Origin of the sequence: Actinoplanes sp. L3-i22, from assembly GCF_019704555.1 — a bacterium.
Taxonomy (GTDB): Bacteria; Actinomycetota; Actinomycetes; order Mycobacteriales; family Micromonosporaceae; genus Actinoplanes.
In genome coordinates this window covers 442,501-458,531 of sequence record NZ_AP024745.1, presented here as the reverse complement: position 1 = coordinate 458,531, position 16,031 = coordinate 442,501, and the positions used below count along the sequence as shown (strand labels likewise).

Annotated in this window: 11 protein-coding genes, 2 rRNA genes and 1 riboswitch (1 of these 14 running past the window's edge); of the genes, 3 read left to right on the top strand and 10 right to left on the bottom strand. The window is 68.5% G+C overall.

The annotated features are described in order from the left end of the window. Window positions 1-4: 4 nt before the first annotated feature. Window positions 5-910 carry an ABC transporter substrate-binding protein gene (locus tag L3i22_RS02095; RefSeq protein ID WP_221325314.1) on the bottom strand — a complete coding sequence of 302 codons (906 nt, stop codon included), beginning with the start codon at window positions 908-910 and terminating at the stop codon, window positions 5-7. Then, window positions 907-2,787: a bifunctional diguanylate cyclase/phosphodiesterase gene (locus L3i22_RS02090; protein WP_255658639.1), complete on the bottom strand. Its 1,881-nt coding sequence runs from the start codon at window positions 2,785-2,787 to the stop codon at window positions 907-909. Before L3i22_RS02090 ends, L3i22_RS02095 begins: the two co-directional genes overlap by 4 nt. A 169-nt stretch (window positions 2,788-2,956) precedes the next feature. On the opposite strand from L3i22_RS02090, the gene L3i22_RS02085 reads away from it, so the two are divergent. Next, window positions 2,957-4,102: a hypothetical protein gene (locus tag L3i22_RS02085; RefSeq protein WP_221325312.1), complete on the top strand. Its 1,146-nt coding sequence runs from the start codon at window positions 2,957-2,959 to the stop codon at window positions 4,100-4,102. A 175-nt stretch (window positions 4,103-4,277) separates the two neighbouring features. Further along, complete coding sequence (locus L3i22_RS02080) at window positions 4,278-5,822, top strand: hypothetical protein (RefSeq protein ID WP_221325311.1); 1,545 nt, start codon at window positions 4,278-4,280, stop codon at window positions 5,820-5,822. A gap of 2 nt (window positions 5,823-5,824) precedes the next feature. Here L3i22_RS02080 and L3i22_RS02075 read toward each other — a convergent pair whose 3' ends face one another. The 5 genes from L3i22_RS02075 to L3i22_RS02055 all read right to left on the bottom strand — a co-directional run bounded on the left by L3i22_RS02075 (window position 5,825) and on the right by L3i22_RS02055 (window position 11,768). Then, window positions 5,825-6,610: an ATP-binding cassette domain-containing protein gene (locus tag L3i22_RS02075; RefSeq protein WP_221325310.1), complete on the bottom strand. Its 786-nt coding sequence runs from the start codon at window positions 6,608-6,610 to the stop codon at window positions 5,825-5,827. Next, window positions 6,610-7,629, bottom strand: coding sequence for an ABC transporter permease (locus L3i22_RS02070; RefSeq protein ID WP_221325309.1), 1,020 nt, complete (start codon window positions 7,627-7,629; stop codon window positions 6,610-6,612). The genes L3i22_RS02075 and L3i22_RS02070 overlap by 1 nt, the downstream gene beginning before the upstream one ends. Before the next feature lie 3 nt (window positions 7,630-7,632). Beyond that, window positions 7,633-8,655, bottom strand: coding sequence for a sugar ABC transporter substrate-binding protein (locus tag L3i22_RS02065; protein ID WP_221325308.1), 1,023 nt, complete (start codon window positions 8,653-8,655; stop codon window positions 7,633-7,635). Window positions 8,656-8,815: 160 nt separating this feature from the next. After that, complete coding sequence (locus L3i22_RS02060) at window positions 8,816-11,005, bottom strand: discoidin domain-containing protein (RefSeq protein WP_221325307.1); 2,190 nt, start codon at window positions 11,003-11,005, stop codon at window positions 8,816-8,818. A 310-nt stretch (window positions 11,006-11,315) separates the two neighbouring features. Then, window positions 11,316-11,768, bottom strand: coding sequence for a MarR family winged helix-turn-helix transcriptional regulator (locus tag L3i22_RS02055; RefSeq protein WP_221325306.1), 453 nt, complete (start codon window positions 11,766-11,768; stop codon window positions 11,316-11,318). Between the two features lie 62 nt (window positions 11,769-11,830). On the opposite strand from L3i22_RS02055, the gene L3i22_RS02050 reads away from it, so the two are divergent. Beyond that, the gene (locus L3i22_RS02050; RefSeq protein ID WP_221325305.1) at window positions 11,831-12,421 is read left to right on the top strand and encodes a hypothetical protein; all 591 of its coding nucleotides are present in this window, start codon (window positions 11,831-11,833) and stop codon (window positions 12,419-12,421) included. Window positions 12,422-12,559: 138 nt separating this feature from the next. Here L3i22_RS02050 and L3i22_RS02045 read toward each other — a convergent pair whose 3' ends face one another. From L3i22_RS02045 to L3i22_RS02035, 3 genes are all read right to left on the bottom strand, one after another. Beyond that, window positions 12,560-13,984: a glycine hydroxymethyltransferase gene (locus L3i22_RS02045; RefSeq protein WP_221325304.1), complete on the bottom strand. Its 1,425-nt coding sequence runs from the start codon at window positions 13,982-13,984 to the stop codon at window positions 12,560-12,562. A 22-nt stretch (window positions 13,985-14,006) separates the two neighbouring features. Continuing rightward, a riboswitch (ZMP/ZTP riboswitch) is annotated at window positions 14,007-14,097 on the bottom strand. A gap of 148 nt (window positions 14,098-14,245) precedes the next feature. Further along, window positions 14,246-14,362 (bottom strand): 5S ribosomal RNA (gene rrf / locus L3i22_RS02040). A 103-nt stretch (window positions 14,363-14,465) separates the two neighbouring features. Beyond that, window positions 14,466-16,031 (bottom strand): 23S ribosomal RNA (locus L3i22_RS02035) (it continues 1,514 nt past the right edge of the window).

The window sequence follows — 16,031 nt, the reverse complement described above, 5'->3', positions numbered from 1 at the left end:
CCCGTCAATCTCCGGCGTTGACCGTCGCCTCGGTCACCCCGCCGGTCGTGAGCTTCCAGCGCTGGAGCAGCTCGCCGTAGGTCCCGGTGCTGATCAGCCGGGCCAGCGCCGCCTGCAGCGCGTCCCGCAGCGCGGTGTTGTCCTTCGCCACCGCGATCCCGTAGAGGCCGGGCTCGTACTGCTGATCCGAGGCGAGCTCGTAGTACGCGTCGGTCAGCGAGTCGGAGACCAGCGCCACCGCCGGCGGGTAGTCGAGCAGCAGCGCCACCGTCCGCCCGGTCCGCAGCCGCAGCAGCGCGTCCGCGCCGGTCCGGCCGACGTCCAGGATCATCGGGTCGGCGCCGCACTTCGCCTGGTCCCGGCCGAGCATCTCCTCCTGGATGGTGCCGGCCTCGACCGCGACCCGGTGCCCGCACAGGCCGGCCAGGCCGGTGATCCGCTCCGGGTTGCCGCGCTGCACCAGGATCGACGACCCGGTGTTGAAGTAGTTGACGAAGTCGACCTTCTTCTCCCGTTCGGCGGTGTCGGTCATCGACGAGAACACCCCGTCGTAGGTCCCCTTGCGCACCTCGTCCAGCGCGGTGGCGAAGTCGCCGAACACCATCTCGACCTTGATGCCGAGCACCGCGCCGAGCGCCGCGGCCAGATCCGGCTCGAAGCCGATGATGGTGCGCCCGTCGGCGGCGAAGTACTCCATCGGCGCGTAGCTGGCGTCCGTCACCAGCCGGACGAAGCCCTTGTCCCGGGCGGTCTGCGGCAGCTTCGCGCGCAGGCTCTCGTCGACGGTCACCGCGCCGGTCATGTCCAGGCCGGCGCTCGTGGTGGACTCGGCCGCCGAGCCGCCGCATCCACCGGCCGCGAGCACGGCCAGCACCCCGGCGACGGTCACGGCACGACGGAAGACGTTCATCGGGCGGTCCTCTCGGTGATCGGTTCGACGATCGGCTCGACCGCGACCTGCGGCCAGGGCACCGGACGTCCGTACAGGTAGCCCTGGGCCTCGTCGCAGCCGGCCGCGACGAGCCAGCGGTGGATCTCGGCCGTCTCGACGCCCTCGGCGGTGACCCGGCCACCCAGGCCGTGCGCCAGCTCGATCACCGAACGGACGATCGCCTGGCTCTGCGGGTCCCGGTCGACGTCCGCGACGAACGCCCGGTCGATCTTGATCTCGGTGATCGGCAGCCCGCGCAGGTGCGACAGGCTGGTGTAGCCGGTGCCGAAGTCGTCCACCGAGATGCCCACGCCCAGCGCCCCGAGCTCGTGGATGGTCCGGACCGCGCTGTCCGCGTCCCCGGCCAGCGCGGTCTCGGTGACCTCCAGGATCAGCCGGTCCGGGCGGGCGCCGGTCTCGGCGAGCAGCGCCGCGACGTAGCCGGTGAAGCCCGGGGCGTCCAGGTTGCGGGCCGACACGTTGACCGAGAGCGTCCAGTCCTGACCGGTCGCGGTCCAGCCGGACTGGTCGGCCAGCGCGCGGCGCAGCACCCACTCGGTGAGCGGGGCGATCAGTCCGGAGTGCTCGGCGGCCGGCAGGAACTCGCCGGGCGGCAGCAGCCCGCGTTCCGGGTGCTGCCAGCGGACCAGCGCCTCCACGCCGTTGATCCCGGCGCCCGGCAGCCCGACCTTGGGCTGGTACCAGAGCACCAGCTCGTCGCGCTCCAGGGCGTGCCGCAGCTCGGCCTGGACCTTCAGCCACTGATGCGGGTGCCCGGCCGTCCCGCCGTGGAACACCACGATGTCCTCGGTACCGCGTTTGCCCTGGTACATCGCGGCGTCCGCGCGCAGCTTCAGGTCCTGCACGTGGATGCCGTGCTCGGGGTAGAGCGCGATGCCGAAGCTCGCCTCCATGTTCAGCGGGACGCCGTCGAGCACCAGCTCCTCGGCGACCCGGGTGCGGATGCCCTCCAGCACCGCGACCGCCTGCGCCTCGTCCCGGCCGGGCAGCAGCATGGCGAACTCATCGCCGCCGAGCCGGGCCAGCACGTCGCCACCGTCCAGGCCGGCCCGCATCCGGGCGGACACCACCCGCAGCAGCTCGTCGCCGGCGTGGTGGCCGAGGGTGTCGTTGACCTCCTTGAACCGGTTGAGGTCGAGCAGGACCACGGCGCCGTGCCCGCCGTCGCGCTCGGCGACCGCGAGGACCGCCTCGGCGTGGTTCCGGTACGCGGCCCGGTTCGGCAGCCCGGTCAGGATGTCGTGGGTGGCGTTGTACTCCTGGCGGGCCGCGTACCGGCTCAGCGACCGGGTGGTCCACCACGCCAGCAGCGCCAGCACCAGGTAGAGCGCGGCCAGGCCACCGGCCACCCGCCAGGTCACCCCGGCGAGCTGGGCGCGCGTGTGCGCGGCGATCTCCTGGTACGGCAGATACAGCTCCAGCACCCCGAGCGTCTGCCCGGAGGCGGACGCCACCAGCGGCTGCACCACCCGGATCACCTCGTGCCCGGGCGCGCCGATCACCTTGACCCGGGGCTGCCCGGCGGCCGCCGCGCGGAAGTCCGGCGACGCCACCGGCAGCCCGCCACCGGTCGAGCCGTCGTCGGAGAAGACCACCTGGCCGGCGAACCCGCGGACCCGCAACCGCAGCACCGACCCGTGGAAGACGGCCAGCTCGGTGGCCCGCCGCAGGCCCTGCAGCTGGCTGGTGGTCAGCCCGTCGTCCAGGTCGGCGCCGTCCAGCGAGGGACCGACCGCCATCTCCAGGATCACCTGCGCCTGGGCCAGGCCCTGCCGGCGCCCCTGCTCGGCGGCGTCGGCGCGGATGCCCTGCCACATCACCGCACCCAGCACCATCACCGGCACCAGGCTGGCGGCAGCATAGGTGGCGAACAGACGCCGGCTCGTCCGGGCGCCTGTCCGCCGAGGTGACCGGCGCAACCGCATGCGGGACTGATCGACGCTCGGCGGTACGGTCTGAGCCTTTCGCCGCATCCCCCGCGGGCGCCGCGCCGTTTGACCCGGCATGCGCATCTCACAGCGGTTGCGGCTCGCGCTCACGGCCGGTGTCGTCGCGGTCGTGAGCATTCTGGCCGGCTCACCGGCGTACGCCGCGGTCGGCTCGGCGGCCCGGGACGATCTGCCGGCCTTCAACGGGTCGGTCTACGCGATGGCGTTCCGGGGCGGCACGGTCTACGTCGGCGGAAACTTCACCGCGGTGACCACGCACGGGCGCCGGGTGGACCGGAGCCGGCTGGCCGCGTTCGACGCGCGCACCGGACGGCTGCTGGACTGGGCGCCGGCCGCGGACCGGACGGTTCGCGCGCTGGCCGCCACCGACGACTCGGTCTACGCGGCCGGCGACTTCGGCACGATCGCCGGCCGGGAACGGGACGCGGTGGCCCGGCTCGACGCCCGGTCCGGGGCGGTCGGCGACTTCGCGCACGAGGTCGACGGCCATCCCCGGGCGCTGGCCGTCGCGCACGGGCGGCTCTACCTGGGTGGCGACTTCACCGCGGTGGACGGGGTGGCGCGGACCCGGCTGGCCGCGTTCCGGCTCGGCGACGGCGAGCTCGACGAGGACTGGGCGCCGACCGCGGACGCGACGGTGTTCGCGCTGGCCACGGCGGGGAGCCGGGTGTATCTGGCGGGGAGCTTCCACCGTACGAACGACGTCAGCTCGACCCGGCGGCTGACCGCGGTCGACGCCGTCAGCGGAGCCCTGGACCGGGCTTTCCGGCCGCAGCCGACCGCGGTGGTCTACGCGGTGGCGGCCGACGCCGACGGGGTCTACGCCGGTCTGGGCGGGCTCGGTGGCCGCGCCCAGGCCTGGACCAGCACCGGCCGGCCGCGCTGGTCCCGCACCTTCGACGGGGACGTCCAGGCGGTCGGCGTGCTGAACGGCACGGCCTACGTCGGCGGCCACTTCGACCGGGCCTGCACCAGCGCGGACGTCGACAAGTTCGGCGACTGCACCGAGGACTCCCGCTCCCGGGTCAAGCTCGCCGCGATCGACGCCGACGGCGACCTGACCGGCTGGGCGCCGCAGGCCAACGGGATCCAGGGCGTCCGGGCGATCACGGTGAACCGGGCGCTCGGCGCGATCGCGGTGGGCGGCGACTTCACCACGATCGGCGGCGACTCCCACCACCGGATCGCCGCCTTCGACTAGCTGTGGATAACTCGCCCCGATCTGTGGATAACCCTGTGGATCACGATCGGCCTTTTCGCATCGCGGACCTAAAGCGGCATAACCGCCATCGAAGGCCCCCGAAGGATCTGTGAGTTTCCTATGATCCGACGCGGCCCTCGCTGACGCTCGTTTCGCCACGAAGGAAACCCCGCTGATGACTTCCCGTACGGTTCGTCGCCTCCTGGCCGGCCTGGCCGCCGCCGGCGTGGCCGCCCTCGGCCTGGCCGCCCCCGCGCAGGCCATCCCCGGGACCAGCGATCTGTGGCTGTCGGACCGGGTCATCTCCCCGGGTTCCACGGTCCCGGTGAACGTGACACTGAACGACCCCGGACCCATCCAGTTCCGCAACCCGGTCTGGACCTTCGAGCTGCCGGCCGGCCCGGCCGGGATCACCCTGGTGGAGAGCGACGACATCTGCACCAGCGTCGCGCCGACCAAGGTGACCTGCACCGAGCCGAGTTACGGGGTGGGCCAGGGCGGCCGGGTGCCCCTCCAGGTCGAGCTGAAGGCCGACGCGAGCGCCGCGGTCGGTGCCACCGGCACGCTGCACGCGGGGTTCACCTCCGACGACACGACCGTCGACCCGCTCGCCGCCACCGCCAAGATCGAGGTGGCCGAGCCGGTCACCCTCAAGGGCGGGCCGGCGAAGTCGTTCACCCTCGCGTTCGGCGCCGCGTTCCAGACCGCCCTCCAGGTCACCAACACCTCGAAGACCACGGTGCACGGCCTCGTGCTGGCGCCGACCGAGGCCAACTGGACCTTCGAGTCGACCGTGCTGAACCGTAACTGCCGCTACGCGACCGGCGGGATCCTCCGGAACACCCTGCTGAACTGCCGCTTCACCGACGACATCGCGCCCGGGCAGACGGTCGGCGTGACGCTGCCCCTGAAACTCCGCAAGGACACCCCGGCGCCCGGCCATCAGGAGGCGCAGTTCCGCTGGTGGACCGTCGCCGCATTCGACCAGAACGCCACCGACACCGGCGGTGGCGGCGGCGCGCTCGGCAAGGGCCCGGCCCTCGTGCTGAAGACGCTGTCGACCGCGCGGGCCGCGGCCGTCCCGCAGGTCGGCGTCGCGAGCCAGGACGTGCAGGTCAAGGTGACCGGCACCAACAAGTCCGACCTGGCCGCGGTCGGCGCCACCCTGACCGGCCGGGCCGGTGACCAGAAGGTGGTCCGGGTCGGGATCCACAACCGGGGCCCGGCCTCCCGCTTCAGCGACATCGCGTCGGTGGCCGAGGCCGACGTCACGCTCCCGCCGGGCACCGAGTTCGCCGGCCAGGTGCCGCCGGTGAACTGCGCTCCGGTGGGCGAGACGGTCCTGGTGAAGGCGACCAGGTGGCGCTGCGAGGTGCCCTTCTACCTGGTGGCCACCAAGGCGACCTTCTTCGACTTCACCCTGCGCATCGTGACGGTCACGCCGAACGCCAAGGGCACCGTCACGATCGCCAAGGAGTTCGCCGACACCATCAACACCTGCAACAACAAGGCGTCCCTGATCGCCAACCCGACCACCACCCCGTCGGCGACCTGCAGCCCGGCGGCCACCCCGACCGGCGGGGACGACACCGACGAGCCCGGCCTGCCGATCACCGGCCCCGGCGCCGGCCCGCTCGCCGCGACCGGCGTGCTGACCGTCCTGCTCGGCGCGGGCCTGCTGCTGCTGACCCGGCGCCGGCGCAGCGGTTTCGACGTCTGAGGTCAGGCCGGTTCCGCCGCCGGCTCGTCCGGCGGCGGGGCCGCACCGGTCATGATCGCGACCGCGTCCGACATCGAGTGCGACGACGGCGTGATCACCGCGATCCGCCGGCCCAGGCGCTGGATGTGGATCCGGTCGGCGACCTCGAACACGTGCGGCATGTTGTGACTGATCAGGATCACCGGCAGCCCGCGGTCCCGGACGTCCCGGATCAGCTGCAGCACCCGGTTGCCCTCCTTCACGCCGAGCGCCGCGGTCGGCTCGTCCAGGATCACCACCTTGCTGCCGAAGGCGGCCGCCCTGGCCACCGCGACCGCCTGCCGCTGACCGCCGGAGAGCGACTCGACGGCCTGCCCGATGTTCTGCAGGGTGGCCACGCCCAGCTCGCTCATGTGCCGGGCGGCCTCGTCGCGCATCTTCCGCCGGTCCAGCAGCCGGAAGACCGAGCCCAGCGCACCGGGCCGGCGCTGCTCCCGGCCGAGGAACAGGTTGTCCGCGATGTCCAGGCCGGGCGCGACCGCCAGGGTCTGGTAGACGGTCTCGATGCCGGCGGCGCGCGCCTCCATCGGATTGCGGAACGTCACCGGTACGCCGTCGAGCCGCATCTCGCCGCTGTCCGGGATCAGCGCCCCGGACAGCGCCTTGATCAGGCTGGACTTGCCGGCGCCGTTGTCGCCGATCACGGCGAGGATCTCGCCCGGCAGCAGCTCGAGGTCGCTGCCGTCGATCGCGACCACCCGCCCGTACCGTTTGGTCAGGCCTTTTGCTTGCAGAACCGGCTCGGTCATCAACCCTTGACCTTCCTGATCCACTGGTCCAGGGACACCGCGATCAACACCAGCAGGCCGATGGCGAAGCCCTGCCAGACCACCTCGACCCCGGCCAGTTGCAGCCCGTTGCGGAAGACGCCGACGATCAGCGCGCCGATCAATGTGCCGAGCACCCCGCCCCGGCCGCCGAAGAGGCTGGTCCCGCCGAGCACGACCGCGGTGATCGAGTCCAGGTTGTACTCGGTGCCGACGTTCGGGCTGGCCGACGCGAGTCGTCCGATCAGGATCCAGCCGCCGATCGCGTAGAGCAGCCCGGCGACGGTATAGACCGAGAAGAGCACCCTGCTGGTACGGATCCCGGCCAGTCGCGCCGCCTCGGCGTCGTCCCCGGTCGCGTAGACGTGCTTGCCCCAGGCGGTCCGGCCGAGCGCGTACCAGAAGAAGCCGAACAGCAGCAGCATCAGGATCGAGCCGTAGCTGAGCTGGAAGCTCCCGATCGCGATGGTGTCCCCGGTCCAGGTCATCAGGTGCGGCATGTCCGAGCCGCGGATCGTCTCGCTGTTGCTGACCACCGAGTTCAGCGAGAAGAAGATGGTCAGCGTGCCGAGCGTGACGATGAACGGGGGCAGCTTGATCCGGGTGACCAGGAATCCGTTCAGCGCGCCCATCGCCGTCCCGCAGGCCAGCCCGAGCAGCAGTGCGAGCACCGCGGGCATCCCGACCTTGAAGCAGAACTGGGCCATCAGGACCGAGGAGAAGACCGCGATCGCGCCGGCCGACAGGTCGATGCCGGCGGTCAGGATGATCAGCGTCTGCCCGAGCGCGAGCGTGGCGATCACGGTGACCTGCAGGAGCACCAGCGACAGGTTGGCGGCGGCGAAGAAGCGGGTGTTGACGATCGAGAACGCGATGATCGCCAGGATCAGTACGGCCAGCGGCCCGAGGACCGGATTGCCGTGCAGCGCGTGCTGCAGGCGCAGGCCGAACGAGTCGTGCCGGTGTACGTCGAAGTCGGCGGCGGTGGTCGTCGTACTCAAAGTTCACCCCCAGCAGTTCTGCTTGCCCCACGTGGAGTCCTTGGCCTCCACGCCGGCCTGCGGGTCGTCGGTGATCAACTGGACGCCGGTGTCGTAGAAGTCCTTGCCGGCGGTGTTCTGCGGTTTGGTGCCGTCCTTGGCGTACTTCGCGATCGCTTCGACGGCGAGCTCGGCCATCTTGATCGGGAACTGCATCGAGGTGGCCCCGATGACGCCGTTCGCGACGTTGTCCACGCCCGGGCAGCCGCCGTCGATCGAGACGATCGTGACGTCCTTGTCCCGGCCGGCGGCCTTGAGCGCCTGGTACGCGCCGGCCGCCGCGGGCTCGTTGATGGTGTAGACCAGGTTGATCGACGGATCCTTCTGCAACAGGTTCTCCATCGCGGTACGGCCGCCCTCCTCGTTGCCGTCGGTGACGTCGTGCCCGGAGATCCGCGGGTCGTTCTCGTCGCCGATCCGGTTCGGGTCGCCGTTCGGGATCCCGAACCCCTCCAGGAAGCCCTGGTCCCGCTTGACGTCCACGGAGACCTGGTTCGGATTGAGGTCGAGCATCGCGATCTTCGCGGTCTTGCCGTCCTTGGTGAACTTCGCCTTGGCCCACTCGCCGATCAGCTTTCCGGCCTGGTAGTTGTCGGTGGCGAAGGTGGCGTCCGCGGCGTCCGGCGGATCGACCGGCGTGTCCAGGGCGATCACCAGCATGTTCGCCTTATGCGCCCGGTCCAGTGAGGGCACGATCGCCTTCGAGTCGTTCGGCGTGATCAGAAAACCTTTTGCGCCGTACGAGATGAGGTTCTCGATCGCCTGCACCTGAGCCTCGTTGTCGCCGTCGACCTTCCCGGCGAACGTCAGGAGGTCGAGGCCCTGCTGTTCGGCGGCGCTCTGGGCGCCGTGTTTCATCGTCACGAAGAACGGGTTCGTGTCCGTTTTGGTGATCAGTCCGACCACCGGCTCACCGGTGCCCCGATTACAGGCCGCGCCGGTCAGCAGGAGCGCCACGCAGCCCGTGGCCGCCATCAACCTGCGCATGTTGCCTCCGCCACATCGAGGGACAACGCTGCCTTGGAGTACACGCCCCTTGATTCATCGGTGTCAACACGGAGTTGCCCGCTTGTTGCATAAAGTGATCGCGGCCCACCGATGGCGGGCCGCGATCCGATGCGTTATGCGATCAGTTGAAGCTGTTCGGTCAGTTGAAGCTGTTCAGGTAGACCGGCACGGTCGCCGTCCCCTGCGCGGCCGCTCCGGTGTTGTTGACCACGTGGTCGATCACACCGTTGCCACCGAGCGAGACGGTCAGCAGGTTGTGCAGCTTGACGCCGGAGTTCACCGGCACCTCGAACCCGCTGTTGGAGTGGATGCTCGGGTTCACGTTGAAGTAGCAGTAGCTGCCCAGTCCCCAGGCCTCGTGGCTGGTCACCGAGTCGGCCACCTTGTACGCGGCGTACCCGTTGGCCCCGGAGCGCCAGGCGGCCTGCGTCGGCGGGTCGTACGGCTGCTCGTTCTGCAGGAAGTACGTCTTGCCGCCGTTGCCGTTCCACACCACCTCGTACTTCTGGTAGTGCTCGACGAACAGGCCGTACGCGGTCACGTTCTGACCGTTCACGATCAGGCCACTGTCGGCCGTGTTGACGGCCCAGCCGTAGGTCCCGGCGTTGCCGTGGTCGGCGCGCCACGCCCAGATGTGGTCGATGATCGCGTTGTTGCTGTTCACCAGCAGGCTGTTGGTGGCCTTGCCGGCGATCGAGCCGCCGATCCGGAAGAACACGTCCTGGATCGTGGTCGGGTTCGCCGCGTGGTTGGCCGACGAGCCGTTCGGGCCGATGACCAGCAGGTTCGCCGAGTTGGTGGTGCCGGCGTCGAAGAGCAGGCCGGCGATCTTCACGCCGTCCACATCGGCCACCTGGACCGGGGTGACGCCGTTGTCCGGGATGATCGTCGCGTAGCCGAGACCCATCACCACGGTGTTCGCCCGGGTCACGTTGATCGTCTGGTTCACGTGGTAGACGCCCGGCTGGAAGATCAGGTTGAGGCCCTGCGCCAGCGCCTGGTTGATCGTCGCCGCGCTGTCGCCCGGCTTCGCCACGTAGAACTGGCTCAGCGGGATGCTGGTGCCCGGCGTGTTGCCGTTCGCCCAGCTCACCCCGGACGAGTTGGTCGACAGGCTGGGCACGAACACCGCGTAGTTGCCGCCGTTGAGGTACAGGTACGGCTTCTCCCGGATCACCGGGGTCTGCGCGATCGTGGTGTACGGCGGGTTCGGGAAGCTGCTCGCCGGAGCGCCCTGGACACCGACGAAGGTCTGGTTCCAGACCGCGTTGGAGTTCGAGCCGATCTGGCTGTTCCGGGTGAACCACTGCTGCTGCGAGTACTGGCCCTCGACGCCGCTGATCCGCGAGTCGGCGATGTAGCCACCGGACGCCCAGCCGTAGCCGTTCGGCGCCAGGTTCAGGTCACCGTGCACGTCCATCCGGCGGAACGGCGCGGCCTGCGACACGGCCCAGCGGTCGGCGCCGGAGACCGGGTACAGCGAGATGTTCTCGACCGAGCGCCAGAAGTTCTGGGTCGCGTTGCCCTGGAACCAGCCGGCGTCCACGGTGATGTCGCCGTTGATCCGCACGTCCTGCGGGTTCTGACCGAGACCGATCACCGAGGTGTTGAACCCGACCTGGATGTTCAGGCCGTTGTAGGTGCCCGGCTTGAACGCCAGCAGGTTGCGCTGGGTACCGAACTGGTTCGTCTCCTGCTGCGCGAAGATCGCGTCGGCGGTCGCCTGGATCGACGCCGAGGACTGGCTCGGGTCGAAGACGGTGACCTGGGCGCCGAGGCTGCCGCCGCCCGGCAGGGTCGGGCCGGTCGGGGAGGTGGTCGGGTCGGTCGGCGTGGTGGTGCCGCCGCCGTAGACCTTGAACTCCCACAGCGAGTAGCCGTAGCCGGTGGTGCGCTGGGTGCCGTACATCCGGACGTACCGGCCGGAGCCGTTCACCGTCAGGTTCTGGTTGCCACCGGTGGAGGTGGTGGTCGAGTAGATCGAGGTCCAGCTGGAGGCGTTGTTCGAGGTCTGGATCTCGAACGCCTTGCCGGCCGCGGTCTCCCAGTTCAGTTCGACCCGGGAGATCGACTGGGTGGTGCCCAGGTCGACCTGCAGCCACTGCGGGTCCGAGAAGGCGGACGCCCAGCGGGTGCCGGCGTTGCCGTCGACGGCTTCCGAGGCGAGGTAGGCGCCGGCCGCTTCGGTGGACGACGCGGTCGCGGGCTTGCCCTGCGACAGCAGCGTCTCGGCTGCCGATGCGCCGGTCATGGTGATGGCGGCATAACCGGCGACAACCGCGGCCGTGAGGCCTACGATCGCGCCGCTCCGCCAACGGGAGCGTCTCATGGGGGTCTCCTGGTAGGACGGGAGGAGGGGGACGACGACGTACTGGGAGAGCGCTCACCCGGTGCCACGACGCTAAGAGTCGTTACCAATCGATGTCCAGGATGTTGCGAGGTTCCGGAACCGGTACCGGCGACCGCCACTGTTTCACCAGGTAAGCCGTCACCAAACCCATTCATGCAGGTCAGCGCGTCGGTAACAATCGACCTGACGTGTTACATGAATATCGATAACAGGTCTTCCGGAACCGGTTCCGTCGAGTCTCGCCACAACTCCCAAAAGCCTTCAGAAACATTTATTTCCGTACGAAGGGTCAGCGCTCGTGGGAGCGTGCGTCGTCGAGCCTGACCCGCACCTCGCCCAGCAACTCGACCAGCGCGGCGAGCCGGTCGTCGGAGAGCCCGGCGAAGGCGACCGTCGCGTCCGGGTGCATCGCCCGCATGGCCGAGCCCAGCAGTTCGCCGCCGTGCGCGGTCAGCCGGACCTCCCGGCGCCGGCTGTCGTCCCCGGCCACCTCGATCCCGACCGCGCCCAGGTCGACGAGGGTGCGCAGGGTCTTGGAGACGGCCGGCTGGTTGACCTCCATCGCCGCCGCGATCTCGCCGACCGAGCACCCCTGCGGCGCCTGCGCCAGATGCGACAGCACCGCGGTGTGCGTGAGGGTGATGCCGAGCGGGCGCAGCGCCCGGTTCAGGCGGGTGCTGCTCAGCTGATGGACGATGGCGAGCTCGCGCAGAGCCCGTCCCTGAGTCTCCGGACGTTCCATCGGCCAATAATATTCCACGGAATACTTGACCGCGAGCCGCCTCGGCGTACAGGATCTATTCCATGGAATATGAAAAGGTTCGCCCCGCCGCCCTGATCTCCGTCGTCGCCCTCGGCTTCGCCGCCCAGCGCATCACCCAGACCGTGCTGGACGGTTTCTACGCCCGCTCCGGCTACCCGGTGCCCTACTACGTCGGCCAGCTGTCGTTCAGCGCCGGCAAGCTCTCCGGGTGGTATGCGGAGATGCGGCGCCACGGCACGCTGGGCGTCTACTGGCAGACCCAGTTCGTCGACTTCGCCTTCATCGCCGCGACCATGCTGTTCTTCACCGCGCTGCTGGTCGCCGTGGCCCGCGCCTTCCCGGCCGGCAGCCGCGGCCGCCGCATCGGCCGCCGAATGGTCTGGTTCGGGGTCGCCGCCCCGCTCTTCGACGTCCTGGAGAACCTGTTCTCGTTCGTCATGCTGCCCGACCCGGCCGCGATCTCCCCGACGGTCGCGCTGCTGTACTCGACCGCCGCCGCGCTGAAATTCGCCTGCTTCGTCGTCGTCTACCTGTGGACGGCCGGCGGCCTGAGCACCGCCGGCATCCAGTGGATCCGCAACCGCCGGGCCGGCCGGTCGTCGGCGGCAGCGGCAGCGGCGGGCACAGCCTGATCCCGCCGCTGGTCCGGGAAACGCGCGAACCCGCCGTGGGCCGGATCCGGTGAGTCGATCCCGGCGCGGAGCGCACCGGAGTCGGCCCACCCGGACCGGCCGGGTCACGGCGGGTTCGGCGAGTGGCGCGGGCGGAGATCAGCCGAGGCTGACCGACGGGTAGAGCGGGAACGGCGCGAGCAGGTCGGTGGCCTGCTTGGCGACGCCCTCGGACAGGGCCGGGTCCAGCGTGAACTTGGCCTTCGACGTAGCGTCGGGGGTGGTGTTCACGAGGACGGTGTGGATCAGCTCGGCGATCTGGTCCATCTCCGCGACGCCGAGGCCGCGCGAGGTCAGGGCCGGGGTGCCGATCCGGATGCCGGACGTGTACCAGGCACCGTTCGGGTCGGACGGGATCGCGTTGCGGTTCGTGACGATGCCGCTGTCCAGCAGGGCCTGCTCGGCCTGGCGGCCGGTCAGCCCGAACGGGTGCACGTCGAGCAGCACCAGGTGGTTGTCGGTGCCACCGGAGACCAACTGCACGCCCCGCTTGGCCAGGCCCTCGGCGAGCGCCTGGCTGTTGGTGACGATCTGCTGGGCGTACGTCGCGAACTCCGGCCGGCGGGCCTCCGCGAACGCGATCGCCTTGGCGGCCATCACGTGCGGCAGCGGGCCGCCGAGGACCATCGGGCAGCCACGGTCCACCTGCGACGACAGCTCCGGCTGGCAGAACACGGCGCCACCGCGCGGGCCCCGCAGGCTCTTGTGGGTGGTGGTGGTGACGATGTGCGCGTGCGGGATCGGGTTGTAGTCCCCGGTGAACACGCCACCGGCGACCAGCCCGGCGAAGTGCGCCATGTCGACCATGAAGGTCGCGCCCACCTCGTCGGCGATCTCCCGCATCTTGGCAAAATTCACCTTGCGGGGGTACGCCGAGTAGCCGCCGACAAGCACAGCCGGCTTGAACTCCTTGGCCGACTCCAGCAGCGCCTTGTAGTCGATCTGCCCGGTCGCCGGGTCGACGCCGTAGGAGCGCTGGTCGAACATCTTGCCGGAGATGTTCGGACGGAACCCGTGGGTCAGGTGCCCACCGGCGTCCAGCGACATGCCGAGCAGCCGCTGGTTGCCGAACGCCTGCCGCAGCTCGGCCCACTCGGCGTCGGTCAGGTCGTTGATCTGCCGCTTCTCGAACTTCTTCAGGTACGGCACCTCGACGCGGTCGGCCAGGATCGCCCAGTAGGCGACCAGGTTCGCGTCGATGCCGGAGTGCGGCTGGACATACGCATACGGAGCGTCGAACAGCGCCTTGGCGTGCTCGACGGCGACCGACTCGACGGTGTCCACGTTCTGGCAGCCGGCGTAGAAGCGGCGCCCGATCGTGCCCTCGGCGTACTTGTCGGAGAGCCAGTTGCCCATCGCCAGCAGGACGGCCGGCGAGGCGTAGTTCTCACTGGCGATCAGCTTCAGCGACTCGCGCTGGTCGGTGAGCTCCTTCGCGATCGCGTCGGCGATGCGCGGCTCGACGGACCGGACCACCTCGAGGGCGGAGCGGAAAGCGGTGGATTCAGCGTTCAGTTCAGACACAAGGACCTCCCTATCACGTAAGCGAAGAGGCCCAGGCGCACGGCAGGTCGTCATCTCGACGAGGCCGCTCCCCGATGGTCAACCATCCGAACGCGCCAGTCACGGCCTACCCGCCAGCATACCGATCCCACCCGCGACGGTCACACCTGTTGCCGGCCTCCGGGGGCCACCGTCACTCGATTGGCCCCGGATTTCGGGCAAAATATCCGGCAAATAAGAAAAGGCCCACCCCGAATGGGGTGGGCCTAATCTGTAAGTTGAGTCCGGCGGCGTCCTACTCTCCCACACCCTCCCGAGTGCAGTACCATCGGCGCTGGAGGGCTTAGCTACCGGGTTCGGAATGTGACCGGGCGTTTCCCCTCCGCTATGACCACCGTAACAACGGTCAGCGGTAGAACAAACCAGCAACCCGACTCTTACGAATCAGGGTGGTTGTTCGTTTGCTGTGAATCACACAGTGGACGCAAGTAAAATGTTTAGGGTGGTTAAGCCCTCGGCCTATTAGTACCGGTCAACTCAACACGTTACCGTGCTTACATCTCCGGCCTATCAACCCAGTAGTCTAGCTGGGAGCCTTACCCACTCAAGGTGGTGGGATACCTCATCTCGAAGCAGGCTTCCCGCTTAGATGCTTTCAGCGGTTATCCCTTCCGAACGTAGCCAACCAGCCATGCTCCTGGCGGAACAACTGGCACACCAGAGGTTCGTCCGTCCCGGTCCTCTCGTACTAGGGACAGCCCTTCTCAAGTATCCAACGCGCACGGCGGATAGGGACCGAACTGTCTCACGACGTTCTAAACCCAGCTCGCGTACCGCTTTAATGGGCGAACAGCCCAACCCTTGGGACCTGCTACAGCCCCAGGATGCGACGAGCCGACATCGAGGTGCCAAACCATCCCGTCGATATGGACTCTTGGGGAAGATCAGCCTGTTATCCCCGGGGTACCTTTTATCCGTTGAGCGACACCGCTTCCACACGCAAGTGCCGGATCACTAGTCCCGACTTTCGTCCCTGCTCGACCCGTCAGTCTCACAGTCAAGCTCCCTTGTGCACTTACACTCAACACCTGATTGCCAACCAGGCTGAGGGAACCTTTGGGCGCCTCCGTTACCCTTTAGGAGGCAACCGCCCCAGTTAAACTACCCACCAGACACTGTCCCTCGACCCGATCAGGGCCGCAAGTTAGATACCCAAACCCAACAGAGTGGTATTTCAACAATGACTCCACCCGAACTGGCGTCCGAGCTTCACAGTCTCCCACCTATCCTACACAATCGAATTCAGATACCAATGTCAAGCTATAGTAAAGGTCCCGGGGTCTTTCCGTCCTGCCGCGCGTAACGAGCATCTTTACTCGTACTGCAATTTCGCCGGGCCTGTGGTTGAGACAGTGGGGAAGTCGTTACGCCATTCGTGCAGGTCGGAACTTACCCGACAAGGAATTTCGCTACCTTAGGATGGTTATAGTTACCACCGCCGTTTACTGGCGCTTAAGTTCTCCGCCTCGCCCCGAAGAGCTAACAGGTCCCCTTAACGTTCCAGCACCGGGCAGGCGTCAGTCCATATACATCGTCTTACGACTTGGCATGGACCTGTGTTTTTAGTAAACAGTCGCTTCCCCCTGCTCTCTGCGGCCATACCACGCTCCACCCGCAAGGGGCTTCACGCGTCCGGCCCCCCTTCTCCCTAAGTTACGGGGGCAATTTGCCGAGTTCCTTAACCACAGTTCACCCGTCGCCTCGGTATTCTCTACCTGACCACCTGTGTCGGTTTAGGGTACGGGCCGCTCGAAACATCGCTAGAGGCTTTTCTCGGCAGCATAGGATCAATGACTTCACCAGAACGGCTCGGCATCACGTCTCAGCCTATTGCACCGCGGATTTGCCTACGGTACGGCCTACACGCTTACCCCGGCACAACCACCGGCCGGGATCATCTACCTTCCTGCGTCACCCCATCGCTAAACTACTACCCATTAAGGTCCCAGACTCCACCAGTTCAGACCGAAGTCCTCGCCGGCTTTGCGTGGTTAGTACAATGAGGTTC